General features: G+C 67.6%; 12 protein-coding genes. 5 read left to right on the top strand and 7 right to left on the bottom strand.

Translation table 11 applies throughout. The features are described 5' to 3' along the window. Window position 1 precedes the first annotated feature (1 nt). Window positions 2-439, bottom strand: a complete 438-nt coding sequence (locus tag AADZ78_RS06150) for an anti-sigma factor (protein WP_085251024.1) — start codon at window positions 437-439, stop codon at window positions 2-4. Window positions 440-546: 107 nt separating this feature from the next. Here AADZ78_RS06150 and AADZ78_RS06145 point away from each other — a divergent pair, with 107 nt between their 5' ends. Then, the gene (locus AADZ78_RS06145; protein ID WP_169726325.1) at window positions 547-696 is read left to right on the top strand and encodes a hypothetical protein; all 150 of its coding nucleotides are present in this window, start codon (window positions 547-549) and stop codon (window positions 694-696) included. Between the two features lie 88 nt (window positions 697-784). On the opposite strand, the gene usfY is transcribed toward AADZ78_RS06145, so the two are convergent. The 4 genes from usfY to AADZ78_RS06125 all read right to left on the bottom strand — a co-directional run bounded on the left by usfY (window position 785) and on the right by AADZ78_RS06125 (window position 3,525). Then, window positions 785-1,096 (bottom strand): protein UsfY, encoded by a 312-nt coding sequence (gene usfY, locus AADZ78_RS06140; protein ID WP_085251025.1) that lies wholly within the window; start codon window positions 1,094-1,096, stop codon window positions 785-787. 138 nt (window positions 1,097-1,234) lie between these two features. Further along, complete coding sequence (locus AADZ78_RS06135; RefSeq protein ID WP_085251026.1) at window positions 1,235-1,615, bottom strand: hypothetical protein; 381 nt, start codon at window positions 1,613-1,615, stop codon at window positions 1,235-1,237. A gap of 88 nt (window positions 1,616-1,703) precedes the next feature. Further along, window positions 1,704-3,020: an L-lysine 6-transaminase gene (gene lat, locus AADZ78_RS06130; RefSeq protein ID WP_085251027.1), complete on the bottom strand. Its 1,317-nt coding sequence runs from the start codon at window positions 3,018-3,020 to the stop codon at window positions 1,704-1,706. A gap of 52 nt (window positions 3,021-3,072) precedes the next feature. Next, on the bottom strand, window positions 3,073-3,525 hold the full coding sequence (locus AADZ78_RS06125) for an Lrp/AsnC family transcriptional regulator (RefSeq protein ID WP_085251028.1): 453 nt from the start codon (window positions 3,523-3,525) through the stop codon (window positions 3,073-3,075). Between the two features lie 103 nt (window positions 3,526-3,628). Here AADZ78_RS06125 and AADZ78_RS06120 point away from each other — a divergent pair, with 103 nt between their 5' ends. The 4 genes from AADZ78_RS06120 (at window position 3,629) to nei2 (ending at window position 11,513) form a co-directional block, all read left to right on the top strand. After that, a complete protein-coding gene (locus AADZ78_RS06120) occupies window positions 3,629-5,149 on the top strand; it encodes an aldehyde dehydrogenase family protein (protein WP_085251029.1) in 1,521 nt (506 codons plus the stop codon). Between the two features lie 329 nt (window positions 5,150-5,478). Further along, window positions 5,479-6,153 (top strand): TetR/AcrR family transcriptional regulator, encoded by a 675-nt coding sequence (locus AADZ78_RS06115; RefSeq protein ID WP_085251030.1) that lies wholly within the window; start codon window positions 5,479-5,481, stop codon window positions 6,151-6,153. A 33-nt stretch (window positions 6,154-6,186) separates the two neighbouring features. Then, window positions 6,187-10,746: an ATP-dependent helicase gene (locus AADZ78_RS06110; RefSeq protein WP_085251031.1), complete on the top strand. Its 4,560-nt coding sequence runs from the start codon at window positions 6,187-6,189 to the stop codon at window positions 10,744-10,746. Window positions 10,747-10,748: 2 nt separating this feature from the next. Further along, window positions 10,749-11,513, top strand: a complete 765-nt coding sequence (gene nei2, locus AADZ78_RS06105; protein ID WP_085251032.1) for an endonuclease VIII Nei2 — start codon at window positions 10,749-10,751, stop codon at window positions 11,511-11,513. Window positions 11,514-11,610: 97 nt separating this feature from the next. Here nei2 and AADZ78_RS06100 read toward each other — a convergent pair whose 3' ends face one another. Continuing rightward, window positions 11,611-12,531, bottom strand: coding sequence for an alpha/beta hydrolase family esterase (locus tag AADZ78_RS06100; protein ID WP_085251081.1), 921 nt, complete (start codon window positions 12,529-12,531; stop codon window positions 11,611-11,613). Between the two features lie 30 nt (window positions 12,532-12,561). After that, window positions 12,562-13,713 (bottom strand): PPE family protein, encoded by a 1,152-nt coding sequence (locus tag AADZ78_RS06095; protein WP_085251033.1) that lies wholly within the window; start codon window positions 13,711-13,713, stop codon window positions 12,562-12,564. Window positions 13,714-13,741 lie beyond the last annotated feature (28 nt).

Raw genomic sequence — 13,741 nt, 5'->3', positions numbered from 1 at the left:
GTCACCTGCTAGAGGCCGCCCGCCGGGCTGTCAGGGTGATGCCGAAGACACTTCCGCTGGCATCGGGTTCGCGACCGTCGTGGAACGTCTGGACATCGTCGGCAAGCGATGTCAGGACATGCCAGCTGAAGCTTCCCGGAGCAACCACGTCGTGAGTGTCACACGCCGCGGAGGCCTCCACCACGAGTTCGTCGTCGCGCGGATCGACCACCAGGCTGAGCATGGCATCCGGCGTCGCGGACCGGATCAACCGAGTGCACACCTCGTCGACCGCCAGCCTCAGGTCCGCGACGGCGTCGAAATCCAAGTCCTCGAAGGTGCCGATGGCACCGACCAGAGTGCGCAACATCGCCAGGTTTTCCAGGCGTGCAGCAACGGTGAGCTCGACGGCGCGGTGCCCTCGCTGGCGCCCGCTGGTGCGCCGATCCCCATCGATCATCTGGCCTCCCGGCAGTATTCGACCGACACTACTACCCCCCTGGGGCCCACCTTGGACCTTGCCTTCGAGCCGGTTGGTCATGGTCGCCACCGGGTATTCAACCAGCTATGAACGGGGTAGACGCGACCGACACCGTCCGGACGCGCCGACTTAAGCGCATCGCGGTGATCGCCGGAATCACGCTGATGGTGTTGATCTTGATAGCAGTAGGGATCTATGTCGGTGCTTTCGTGATTTTGTCCCCCATGATGGGGTGACAACGCTGAGGCAATACGACTGCCGGTACTCGTCATGGTCTAGACCTGATACCCCCTTACCATCGCAGGCAAAACCCCAATATTCGCGTCAGCTGGCCAGGCGCTGCCTTCGGACTTCGGGATGCTCGGCGTACCACCGGTCGGCGAGCCTGCGTACCCGCCAGTGCTCGACCGCCAGCCACACGAGGCCGACGACGGCGAGCGAGATCGCCACAACGCCAGCCGTCATGCCTTCGGTGTGATGTCCGCTGCCGAAGGCCGCAAGGGATCCGACGCCGCCGATCACACCCGCGACGATCAAGAGATACCCAGGCCAGTGCAGCACGTCGATCAGCGATTCGCCCGCGAGTGGCCGCGTCGTCCGCAAGTGGTCGACGGGGTCACGATACGTGTCCCCCATGGCTTCCTCCTATTACGGTCCTATTCCGCGATTTCTGCCAACATCAGGCATCACAACCAACGGTAGAACTCGTGGAACCGGTTGTGGAGAGTTCAGAGGCAAGTATTTGCCAGCGGGCCTACCGGGGCGGCTGCGGCGTCACAGGGTCGGGCTGGCGATCGGGGCGACGCCCATGGCCGTCGTCAGCATCATCAGCGTCAACAAGAACCAGCCGGCACCGTGCCATCCCCACCAAGTGCCGCCATCGCGCCACACGCGGTAGGTCCGCAGAAACGCCCAGAGCCCGGCAATCAACAGGATCAGCGGCCCGCCCAACGCCAGCACGGTCCGCTGGGGTGGACCACAAGCCACCGTGTCGACGCTGGCTCCGGGACAAGTACTGACCCACAACGCGGCCAGGATCACGAAGCCAACACCGGCGATCATGGCAAGGACTGCAAACCGGATGGCGGCGCGGACCTCGCTGTCTTCCTGCCCCAGACGATCATCACCGCGTAATCGCTCATCCGCCTTCTGCATCGGAGCACCTCTATCCTGCGTCACTCACCAATCTCCGAGGCCATTTCGGTGCAATACCCGGCGTCACACCAAGGCAAACACCTGCGGCCTAGCTCACAGCCATCAGCGCACCCCGCACCCCGGCCATTGCCGCGTCGATCTCGGCGCGCGAAACGGTCAGCGCGGGACGGAATCGCACACCGTCCTTTCCGGTGGGCAGCACTATGACCCCCCGCTGCCATACCTGACGGATCAACTCATCACGGTCGGCGGTGGTGGGCAGGCTGAATGCACACATCAGGCCGCGCCCGCGCGGGTCGAGAACCACTCCGGGGAACTCGTCGGCGAGTTCGTCGAGCCGGGCGCGCATGTAGGCACCTTGTTCGGCCGCGCGCTCGAACAGCCCCTCTGCTTCGATCACCTCCAGGGTGCGACGGGCGCGCACCATGTCGGCGAGATTGCCGCCCCACGTCGAGTTGAGACGCGAGGCGACCGCGAACACGTTGTCGGCGACCTCGTCAACCCGGCGACCCGCCATCACTCCGCACACCTGTGTCTTTTTGCCGAACGCCACCGCGTCGGGTTCGATCCCCAATTGCTGGTAGGCCCAGGGAGTTCCGGTCGAACCGCAGCCCGTTTGCACCTCGTCGAAGATCAGCAGGGCATCGTATTCGTCGCAGAGTCGGCGCATGGTGGCGAAGAACTGCGGCCGGAAGTGCCGGTCGCCGCCTTCCCCCTGGATGGGTTCGGCGATAAAGCACGCGATGTCGTGCGGGTACGCCTCGAACGCCGCGCGGGCCTGCCCAACCGACTCGGCTTCCAGCGCGTCCATGTTGACACCGGGCCGCGAGTACGGCGCGTCGATGCGCGGCCAGTCGAATTTCGGGAAGCGCGACACGGCGACCGGATTGGTGTTGGTCAGCGACAGGGTGTAGCCGCTGCGGCCGTGAAATGCGCCGCGCAGATGCAGCACCCGAGTGCCCAGCGCGGGATCAATGCCGTGGGCCTCGTTGTGGCGACTCTTCCAGTCGAAGGCAACCTTGAGTGCGTTCTCCACGGCCAGTGCGCCGCCGTCGACGAAGAACAGGTGCGGCAGCGCCGGGTCGCCCAGGACACGGGCAAAGGTTTCCACGAAGCGGGCCATCGCCACCGAGTACACGTCGGAGTTGCTGGGCTTGTTCAGGGCGGCCTCGGTGAGTTCGGCACGGAACTCGTCGTCGTCGGCAATCGCCGGATGGTTCATGCCCAGCGCCGACGAGGCGAAGAACGTGAACATGTCGAGGTAGCGCCGGCCCGTTCGGGCATCGACCAGATAGGAGCCGGCTGAGCGGTTCAGATCGAGCACGAAGTCAAAACCGTCGACCAGCATGCTGCGCGCCAGCACCTCATGGACCTGATCGGGTCCCGTGTCCAGGGCTACCGTCATGCCGCCATGATAGCTGTATCTTTACGAAATACTGGCTCAGCGACAGGAAATATTATGGTATATGCTGCCGATCACTGTAAAAAGTGTTCAAGATGATCGTGCTGCGTGTTTGCACGTTCGCGGTTGTCCGGATCCGCTGCAACAGATCTTCGAGCGCCCGCGCGGACTCGACGCGCACCAGCAGGATGTAGCTCTCTTCGCCGGCCACCGACTGGCACGACTCAATCTCCTGGATGTGTTCCAGGCGGGCGGGAGCATCATCGGGTTGAGACGGATCAAGAGGAGTGATGGCCACGAACGCCGACAGCAAGTGCCCGACCGCCTCCGGGTTGATCCGCGCCGAATACCCCGCCACCACCCCGCGGGACTCCAGTCTGCGCACCCGCGATTGGACCGCCGAGACGGACAGCCCAGCACTGGCAGCCAGTTCCGACAGCGTGGCACGCCCGTCGGCGACCAGCTCGCGCAACAGGATCCGGTCGATATCGTCGAGCGTCTCACCCATGGCCGGAGACTATCGCAGCGACGGCGCAACATGAGGCTCACGAATTGGCAGTCACGTGCCCCGAGATCCACGACCCGTACGCGCTATACGAGGAGGCAGCAGGATGACCGATCAGTTGCGCGCCCAGGTGCTCAAGGCCTTCGAAGCGATCGGCGTTGCCGCTGACTTAGGCGAGCCGGGCTCGGAGGGGCTGCCCGCGAGCACGCCGATCACCGGGGAGGTGCTGTGCACCGTCGCACCCACCACGCCGGAGCAGGCCGACCACACGATCGCCGCTGCCGCCCAGGCGTTTTCGCAATGGCGCAGCACGCCGGCCCCGGTGCGCGGGGCTCTGGTGGCCCGGCTCGGCGAGCTGCTCACCGCACACAGGGACGACCTCGCGACGTTGGTGACGGTCGAGGTCGGCAAGATCACGTCCGAGGCGCTGGGCGAAGTTCAGGAAATGATCGACGTCTGTCAGTTCGCCGTCGGCCTGTCGCGCCAGCTCTACGGACGCACCATCGCTTCGGAGCGGCCCGGCCATCAGCTCTTGGAGACCTGGCATCCGCTCGGTGTCGTCGGGGTGATCACCGCGTTCAACTTCCCGGTGGCGGTCTGGGCCTGGAACGCCGCGATCGCGCTGGTATGCGGCGACGCGGTGGTGTGGAAACCCTCGGAGCTGACACCGCTGACCGCCCTGGCCTGCCAGGCGCTGTTGGCCCGCGCCGCCGCTGATGTCGGTGCTCCGCCCGCGGTGAGCGGTCTGCTCCTGGGTGAGCGCGACCTGGGCGAACGGCTCGTCGACGACCCGCGGATCGGGTTGGTGTCGGCGACCGGTTCGGTGCGGATGGGTGCGCAGGTCGGTCCCCGCGTGGCCCGGCGCTTCGGGCGGGTGCTGCTGGAGCTGGGCGGCAACAACGCGGCCATTGTGACGCCGTCGGCGGACCTGGAGCTGGCGGCGCGCGCCATCGTGTTCGCCGCCGCCGGCACCGCCGGTCAGCGCTGCACCAGCCTGCGCCGGCTGATCGTGCACCGCTCGGTGGCCGACGATGTGACCGACCGCGTCGTCTCCGCGTATCGGCAACTGCCGATCGGCGACCCGTCGGCGCCGGCCACACTGGTCGGGCCACTCATCCACGAAACCGCCTATCGCGACATGGTGGGCGCCCTGGAACAGGCGCGCGCCGACGGCGGCGAGGTCTTCGGCGGCCAACGCCACCAGGACGGCTTCTCCAGCGCATACCCGAGCGCGTATTACGTCGCGCCTGCGGTGGTCCGCATGCCGTCGCAAACGGACATCGTGGCGACCGAGACCTTCGCACCGATCCTCTACGTGCTGACCTACGACGATCTCGATACCGCTATAGCGCTCAACAACGCTGTGCCACAAGGGCTTTCATCGTCGATGTTCACCACAGACCTGCGCGAGGCGCAACGCTTTCTGGACGGATCGGACTGCGGTATCGCCAACGTCAACATCGGCACGTCGGGCGCGGAGATCGGTGGCGCGTTCGGCGGCGAGAAGCAAACCGGCGGCGGCCGCGAGTCCGGTTCGGACGCGTGGAAGGCCTACATGCGCCGCGCCACCAACACCATCAACTACTCCAACGAGCTGCCGCTGGCCCAAGGCGTGAAGTTCGGGTGAGCATCGGCCTCGTGGTGATCGCCAGCGCCGCGAAGCGGGGCGACAGCGGGTCACCACCATCGGCCTCGTGGTGATCGCCAGCGCCGCGAAGCGGGGCGACAGCGGGTCACCACCATCGGCCTCGTGGTGATCGCCAGCGCCGCGAAGCGGGGCGACAGCGGGTCACCACCATCGGCCTCGTGGTGATCGCCAGCGCCGCGAAGCGGGGCGACAGCGGGTCACCACCATCGGCCTCGTGGTGATCGCCAGCGCCGCGAAGCGGGGCGACAGCGGGTCACCACCATCGGCTCTAGCGGGGCGCATATTTTGCGTGAGTAGTATCACTGCTTATGGCGACAGCCAGGAGGCGGTTATCCCCTGAGGACCGACGCGCCGAACTGCTCGCCCTGGGGGCAGAGGTCTTCGGTAAGCGACCTTACGACGAGGTCCGCATCGATGAGATCGCGGAGCGGGCCGGGGTGTCGCGCGCCCTGATGTACCACTACTTCCCGGACAAGCGGGCGTTCTTTGCGGCCGTCGTCAAGGACGAGGCCGACCGGCTGTACGCGGCCACCAACACCGAGCCTCCGGCGGGCATGACGATGTTCGAAGAGATTCGGATGGGCGTGCTCGCCTACATGGCGTATCACCAGCAGAATCCGGAGGCGGCATGGGCCGCATACGTCGGACTAGGCCGGTCGGACCCGGTTCTGCTGGGCATCGATGACGAAGCCAAAAACCGGCAGATGGAACACATCATGACCCGCATCGGCGAGGTCGTCAGCGGGATTCCCGGCAGCAATACCCTGGCACCCGAAGTCGAGCGCGACCTGCGAGTGATCATTCATGGCTGGATCGCGTTCACCTTCGAGATATGCCGGCAGCGCATCATGGACCCCACGACCGATGCCGACCGGCTCGCCGACGCGTGCGCGCACACGCTGCTGGACTCGATTGCCCGGGTACCTGAGATTCCGGCCCAACTGGCCGAGGCGATGGCGACCGCGAGAACACGCCCGCAATAGTTTTTTGTCGGTGCCCGTTGGCACGATGGCTATGTGATCGTCGATCCGTTGGCCAGGTTTAGCGCGGCTACCCGCGACTGGTTCACCAGCACCTTCGTCGGGCCCACCCCGGCGCAGGCCAGCGCCTGGGCGGCCATCGCCGACGGCGACAACACCCTGGTCATCGCGCCCACCGGGTCGGGCAAGACCTTGGCCGCGTTCCTGTGGGCGATCGATGCGCTGGCCCGCGAAGCCGACCGCCCGGCGGGTACCCGGGTGCTCTACGTGTCCCCGCTCAAGGCGCTGGCGGTCGACGTCGAGCGCAACCTGCGCACTCCGCTGGCGGGGCTGACGCGGCTCGCCGAGCGCCGCGGTCTGCCCCCGCCGAGCATCAGCGTCGGGGTCCGCTCCGGCGACACCCCGGCCGCGCAGCGCCGCCAGCTCATCGCCCGGCCACCCGACGTGTTGATCACCACCCCGGAGTCGCTGTTTCTCATGCTGACTTCGGCCGCCCGGGAAACCCTGGCCGGTGTGCAGACCGTCATCGTCGACGAGATTCACGCCATCGCCGCCACCAAACGCGGCGCGCATCTGGCGCTGTCGCTGGAGCGGCTCGATGACCTGTCGGGTGGGCGGCGCGCGCAGCGCATCGGGCTGTCGGCGACCGTGCGTCCGCCCGAGGAGCTGGCGCGATTCTTATCCGGTCAGTGTCCGACGACCATTGTGGTGCCGCCCTCGGCCAAGACCGTCGAGCTGTCGGTGCAGGTGCCGGTGCCCGATATGGCCAATCTGGCCAACGACAGCATTTGGCCCGATGTCGAAGCGCGGCTCGTCGACCTAATCGAATCGCACAATTCGACCATCGTGTTCGCCAACTCGCGACGGCTGGCCGAGCGACTTACCGCCCGGCTCAACGAAATTCACGCAGAGCGCTGCGGTGTCGCGCTCCCGTCCGACGCCAACCCACAGGTTGCCGGCGGCGCCCCGGCCTACATCATGGCCAGCGGCCAGACCTTCGGTGCGCCAACGGTGTTGGCGCGCGCCCATCACGGCTCGGTCAGCAAGGAACAGCGCGCCATCGTCGAGGAGGACCTCAAACGCGGACAGCTCAAGGCGGTGGTCGCGACGTCCAGCCTGGAGCTCGGCATCGACATGGGCGCGGTCGATCTGGTCATCCAGGTGGAGGCGCCGCCGTCGGTGGCCAGCGGCTTGCAGCGCATCGGGCGGGCCGGCCATCAGGTCGGCGAGATTTCTCGGGGTGTGCTGTTTCCCAAACACCGCACCGATCTGCTGGGCTGCGCGGTCAGCGTGCAGCGCATGCTTTCCGGTCAGATCGAGACCATGCGGGTGCCGGCCAACCCGCTCGACATCCTGGCGCAACACACCGTGGCCGCTGCCGCGCTGGAGCCGCTGGACGCCGACCGGTGGTTCGACACCGTGCGCCGCAGCGCCCCGTTCGCGACGCTGTCGCGCAGCGTGTTCGAGGCCACCTTGGACCTGCTGTCCGGCAAATACCCGTCGACCGAGTTCGCCGAGCTGCGACCGCGGCTGGTCTATGACCGCGACAACGGCACGCTGATCGCCCGGCCCGGAGCCCAGCGCCTTGCCGTCACCTCCGGCGGCGCCATCCCGGACCGCGGGCTGTTCACCGTCTACCTGGCTTCCGATTCCGAAAAGCCTTCGCGGGTAGGCGAACTCGACGAAGAGATGGTCTACGAGTCCCGCCCCGGAGACGTGATCTCGCTGGGCGCCACCAGCTGGCGGATCACCGAGATCACCCACGACCGGGTGCTGGTGATTCCCGCGCCGGGCCAGCCGGCCCGATTGCCGTTTTGGCGCGGTGACGACGTCGGGCGGCCCGCCGAGCTCGGCCGAGCACTCGGCGCCTTCACCGGCGAACTGGCCAACCTGGACCGCAAGGCATTCGGCAAACGGTGTGCGACTTTGGGCTTCGACGACTACGCCACCGACAACCTGTGGACCCTGCTGGACGACCAACGCACCGCCGCCGGGGTAGTGCCCACCGACACCACCCTGTTGGTCGAACGGTTCCGCGACGAGCTGGGCGATTGGCGGGTGATCCTGCACTCGCCGTACGGGCTTCCGGTGCACGGGCCGCTGGCGCTCGCGGTGAGCCGGCGGCTGCACGAACGTTACGGCATCGACGAGAAACCGACCGCCTCCGACGACGGCATCGTGGTGCGGTTGCCCGACATCGGCTTGTCTCCTGGGGGTGAGGCCCCGCCCGGAGCCGAGTTGTTCGTCTTCGACGCCGAGGAGATAGACCCGATCGTCACCGCCGAGGTGGGCGGCTCCGCTTTGTTCGCTGCGCGATTCCGGGAAGCGGCGGCCCGCGCGCTGCTGCTGCCGCGCCGGCATCCGGGCCGCCGCTCACCGTTGTGGCACCAGCGACAGCGGGCCGCCCAGCTGCTGGAAGTGGCGCACAAATATCCCGACTTCCCCATCGTGCTGGAGACCGTCCGCGAATGCCTGCAGGACGTCTACGACGTCCCGACCCTGGTGCGGTTGATGAGCGAGATCGCCCAGCGCAAGGTGCGGGTGCTCGAGGCAGAAACGGCGAGACCGTCCCCGTTCGCGGCATCACTGTTGTTCGGGTATGTCGGCGCATTTATGTACGAGGGCGATGCCCCCTTGGCGGAGCGTCGCGCCGCGGCGCTCTCGCTGGACAGCACCCTGCTGGCCGAGCTCCTGGGCCGGGTCGAGCTACGCGAGCTGCTCGATCCCGAGGTCATCGCCGCGACCGGCCGTCAGTTGCAGCATTTGTCGACCGACCGACTCGCCCGCGATGCCGAAGGGGTGGCGGATCTGCTGCGGCTGTTGGGTCCGCTCACCGAGGAAGAAGTCGCCGCCCGAGCGACCGCTCCCGCAGTCGGCGGATGGCTGGAAGGCCTGCGCGCGGGTCGGCGCGCGCTGACGGTGTCGTTCGCCGGCCACAGCTGGTGGGTGGCCATTGAGGACATCGCCCGGCTGCGTGACGGCGTGGGCGCGGCGGTTCCGGTTGGCGTGCCGGCCAGCTTCACCGAGGCGGTCACCGACCCGCTCGGCGAGCTCCTCGGTCGTTACGCACGCACCCACACCCCGTTCACCACAGCCGAGGCCGCCCGCCGGTTCGGCCTGGGCCTGCGGGTCACCGCGGATGTGTTGGGCCGGTTGGCAAGTGACGGTCGCCTGGTACGCGGCGACTTCGTCGCCACCGTGGAGACGGTCGGCGGCGAGCAATGGTGCGACGCCGAGGTGTTGCGCATCCTGCGGCGCCGGTCGCTGGCCGCGCTGCGGGCCCAGGTCGAGCCCGTGAGCACCGCCGCTTACGGCCGATTTCTGCCGGCCTGGCACCAGGTGGGCACCTCTGGTTCGTCGGCGCTCTCGGGGGTTGACGGGTTGGTCGCCGTGATCGATCAGCTCGCCGGGGTGCGGCTGCCCGCATCGTCGCTGGAACCGCTCGTGTTGGCGCCGCGCATCCGCGACTACACCCCCGCGATGCTCGACGAGCTGCTGGCCGCCGGCGAGGTCACCTGGTCGGGTGCCGGGCCAATCTCGGGTAGTGACGGCTGGATCGCGCTGCACCCTGCCGAGTCGGCGCCCTTGACGCTTACCGCGCCGGTCGAGATCGATTTCACCGACGCCCATCGGGCGATCCTGGACGCGCTAGCCGGCGGCGGCGCGTACTTCTTCCGGCAGCTCTGCCAGACCGGGCCGCCGGAGGCGGAGCTGAAAGCCGCCCTGTGGGAATTGATTTGGGCCGGCTGGGTCACCGGCGACACCTTCGCGCCGGTACGGGCGATACTCGGCGGCGGTCCGGGCAGTCGCAAGCGTGGCCGACCCTCCCTGCCGGCGCACCGGACACACCGCCCACCGCGTCTGAGCCGCTACAGCGTCGCGCACGCCGCGGCACGCACCGCCGACCCGACGGTGGCCGGTCGGTGGTCGGCGCTGCCGCCTCCCGAGCCGGACTCCACGCTGCGGGCCCACTACCAGGCCGAGCTGCTGCTCAACCGATACGGCGTGCTGACCAAGGGCGCCGTAGCCGCCGAGGGTGTGCCGGGCGGGTTCGCCACCCTCTACAAGGTGCTGAGTGGGTTCGAGGACGCCGGCAGGTGCCAGCGTGGTTACTTCGTCGAGTCGTTGGGGGGCGCGCAGTTCGCCGTCACGTCGACCGTCGACCGGCTGCGCGGCTTCCTCGACAGTGTCGACCCCGAACGGCCGGAGTACCGGACCGTGGTGCTGGCCGCCGCCGACCCGGCCAACCCCTACGGCGCTGCCCTGCCCTGGCCCAATTCCGAAGACGACGATTCCAGGGGGGCCGCCCGGCCGGGGCGCAAGGCCGGGGCGCTGGTGGTGCTGGTAGACGGCGAGCTGGCCTGGTTCTTAGAACGCGGCGGGCGGTCACTGCTGACGTTCACCGACGACGCCGGGGCCAATCACGCGGCGGCCAGCGAACTGGCCGACTTGGTCGCGGCTCGGCGCGTCGCGTCCATCCTGATCGAGCGCGTCAACGGGGTACCGGTTCTACAACCAGGCGGATCGACCCCGGTGACGGAGGCGCTGACGGACGCCGGCTTCGCCCGAACGCCACGTGGGTTGCGGCTGCGGTAGGCATGCCCGAGGGTGACACCGTCTGGCACACCGCGGCGACCCTGCGGCAGCACTTGGCCGGCCGTACCCTGACGCGCTGCGACATCCGCGTGCCACGGTTTGCCACCGTCGACCTCACCGGGGCTGTGGTCGACGAGGTGCTCAGTCGGGGTAAGCATCTGTTCATCAGGATCGGTGCGGCCAGCATTCATTCCCATCTGAAGATGGACGGCAGTTGGCGCGTCGGCGACCGGCCGGTGCGGGTGGATCACCGCGTGCGAATCATCCTGGAAGCGGGCACCATCCGCGCCGTCGGTGTCGACCTAAGCGTGTTGGAGATCCTCGAACGGGACCATGACGGTGACGTCGTCGCGCATCTGGGGCCCGATCTACTCGGCGAGGATTGGGATCCCAAGCTTGCCGCCACCAACCTGATGGCCGATCCGGATCGGCCGATCGCCGAGGCGTTGCTCGACCAGCGTGTGATGGCCGGGATCGGCAACGTCTATTGCAACGAACTCTGTTTCGTCAGCGGGCAGCTGCCGACCGCGCCGGTCAGCGCGATAACCGATCCGAGGCGTATGGTTTCGCGCGCCCGGGATATGTTGTGGGCCAACCGCTTCCGCTGGAGCCGCTGCACCACCGGCGACACCCGCCCAGGCCGGCAGCTGTGGGTCTACGGGCGCGCCGGGCAACGCTGCCGACGCTGCGGTACGCGGATCGAACACCGAAACCCCGGAGGCACCGGCGAACGGGTCGCCTATTGGTGTCCCACCTGCCAGCGCTGAGCTTGGCAACGATGCTCTCCGCGAAGCGGAGTGAGGTGGGGGCACCCCCAGCCGCGTAGCGGCGAGGAGGAGCCGAGCAATCAGGGCTAAGCCCCCGCTATTCCCGGCCGTGTGCCAGGAAGAACTGCGCAATGACTAGGGAGCCATCCAACGCGCGGGTGGTGGACCCGATGATCGCCTTCGGCAGATACGGCTTGCTGCCGGGCCAGGTGTGTCCGCCGTTGTCGATCTGGTAGAAGGCAACCTCGGTGCCGGCCGTACACGCCGCGGAGTCAAACCTGCGCACGAGGGTTCCGTCGCCCGCGCTTGGTAGGTCCACTGCCGACGGGTCGCCCTGGCAGCCATCGATAGCCCGCCATCGATCGACCACGCTGGTAGCCGAGATGGCCTGGCTGACCCCGCCCCTGCCACGAACCTTCCCGCCATTGAACGGCACGATCGGATCGGCGGTACCGTGCGCGTCCAGAACCGACACCGGCCGTGTTGGATTGCACGCCACACCCACGCCCAGTGTGCCGGACACTGGCGCGATGGCGGCGAACACATCGGCTCGGTCGCAAGCCAGGCGGTTGGACATGAAGCCGCCGTTGGACATGCCGGTCGCGAAGACATGCCCGGCGGGAACGCCAAATTCGTTCCGTACCTTGCCAACCAGGGCCACCAGAAACCCAACGTCGTCGAGATGACGGCGGTCCGCCGGTGACGCCCCTCTGCCGTCGGCCCAGCTCTTGTCGTAGCCGTCGGGATAGACCACGACCAGGTTGGTGCTGTCGGCGACGGCGTTGAAGTTTGTCAGCGCCTGCTGTCCGGTGCCGGTGCCACCACCACCGTGCAGGTTGAGCACCAGCCCGACGGGCGGGCCCGGCGGCACGTGCACCGTATAGGTCCGGTTCAAGCCGCCGAACTGAAATGTTCCGGGCTGGTCCCGAGCGCGGGCCGCCGCCGCGACGTGCCGCTCGCCACACCCGACCAGGCACGCCACGAGAACGGCAACCGACAGCAATCGCGCCCATGGCATGACGGCCAAGTTACCGCTGCCACATCAGGCTCATCCCGCCGATGGCGGTTTCGGCATGAACGTCCCCTTGAGCTCCAAGCCCATCGCGAGATCTTCGTACTTCTGCTGCTTGCGTTTGCGCCACCCACTGCCCGCCGCGATCGGCGGCGGCATTAGCGGCGGAAGCATGGGAAACCCGGATTCCCCCGCGGGCAGTGGTGACGCCGCCGACGCAAGTTGCACCGGCGTTTGCGCAGTGGTCAACAACCCCACCGCGGCGGGCGGCGCGGTGAGGTTGCCCATCGGAACTCCGACGCCCACCGCCGCGGCGGGCGCTTCTGCCGCGCCAAGGGCGCTGGCCGCGTTGGACAAACTGGCCGCCGACTCTCCTAGCGCCGCCTCGCCCTCCGATAGGCCCGCGGCGATATCGGGGGCCACCGACGTCAGCGCCTGGGCCGACGTGTTTTGCGCCATGTAGCTGAGCAGGTTAATCGGAAATCCAGACGATACGAACTGGTTGGCGTAGGTGTTCGCCAGCCCAAACCAGCCTTGGTTGGGGTCGAAGGTGACGCCAATCGCCTGCAATATCGAATCCACCGGAGACACCGGCGGAGCGACAGCGTCAGCGGGCGCTACCGCAGCGGCAGACACCGCACTGGCTTGAGCCGCCGACCCCGCCGGATCGACAATCGAAGGCGGGGGCGAGAACTCAGGAAGCGCAAGCGCTTGTGCCGTGGCCGCCTCATAGCGATACATCGCCGCCGAATTGTTCACCCACATGCCCTCGTACTGCGCCTCGGTTTCGGCGATGGCCGCAAGGTTTTTGCCAAATCCGTTGGTGGCCAGCAGTTGTGCCAATTGGACTCGGTTGGCGCTGACCTGTGCAGGATGAACCACCGCCGCGAGTGTGGAGCCGTATGCCGCGGCGGCGGCCTGCGCCGAGGAGCCCAGCTGGTGGCACTGCTGCCCGGTAGTGCGCATCCACCTGAGATAAGGTTCCGCGGCCTGCAGCATCGCCAACGTGGACGGACCGTGCCAGTCCGCGGCCAGTGTTGACAGCACCGCTACATAGCCGCCAACAGTTTCTTCCAAGTCGGTGCCGAGCCGCTGCCACACGCCGGAGGCCTCGATCAAAGATTGCGCACCGGGTCCCGAGTGGATCAGCGCCGAGGTCACCTCGGGAGGCAATGTTGTGAACTCCACAACGTAGTTAATTGACTATGAAAGAAAA

The organism is Mycobacterium riyadhense (genome assembly GCF_963853645.1).
In the GTDB taxonomy this organism is placed as follows: domain Bacteria; phylum Actinomycetota; class Actinomycetes; order Mycobacteriales; family Mycobacteriaceae; genus Mycobacterium; species Mycobacterium riyadhense.
This window is presented reverse-complemented; position numbering and strand designations above follow the sequence as displayed.

What these genes read in the sequence shown, in the direction of transcription:
- AADZ78_RS06150 (WP_085251024.1), bottom strand. Translation starts at nt 439, where the DNA reads ATGATCGATGGGGATCGGCGCACCAGCGGGCGCCAGCGAGGGCACCGC.
- AADZ78_RS06145 (WP_169726325.1), top strand. Translation starts at nt 547, where the DNA reads ATGAACGGGGTAGACGCGACCGACACCGTCCGGACGCGCCGACTTAAG.
- usfY (WP_085251025.1), bottom strand. Translation starts at nt 1,096, where the DNA reads ATGGGGGACACGTATCGTGACCCCGTCGACCACTTGCGGACGACGCGG.
- AADZ78_RS06135 (WP_085251026.1), bottom strand. Translation starts at nt 1,615, where the DNA reads ATGCAGAAGGCGGATGAGCGATTACGCGGTGATGATCGTCTGGGGCAG.
- lat (WP_085251027.1), bottom strand. Translation starts at nt 3,020, where the DNA reads ATGACGGTAGCCCTGGACACGGGACCCGATCAGGTCCATGAGGTGCTG.
- AADZ78_RS06125 (WP_085251028.1), bottom strand. Translation starts at nt 3,525, where the DNA reads ATGGGTGAGACGCTCGACGATATCGACCGGATCCTGTTGCGCGAGCTG.
- AADZ78_RS06120 (WP_085251029.1), top strand. Translation starts at nt 3,629, where the DNA reads ATGACCGATCAGTTGCGCGCCCAGGTGCTCAAGGCCTTCGAAGCGATC.
- AADZ78_RS06115 (WP_085251030.1), top strand. Translation starts at nt 5,479, where the DNA reads ATGGCGACAGCCAGGAGGCGGTTATCCCCTGAGGACCGACGCGCCGAA.
- nei2 (WP_085251032.1), top strand. Translation starts at nt 10,749, where the DNA reads ATGCCCGAGGGTGACACCGTCTGGCACACCGCGGCGACCCTGCGGCAG.
- AADZ78_RS06100 (WP_085251081.1), bottom strand. Translation starts at nt 12,531, where the DNA reads ATGCCATGGGCGCGATTGCTGTCGGTTGCCGTTCTCGTGGCGTGCCTG.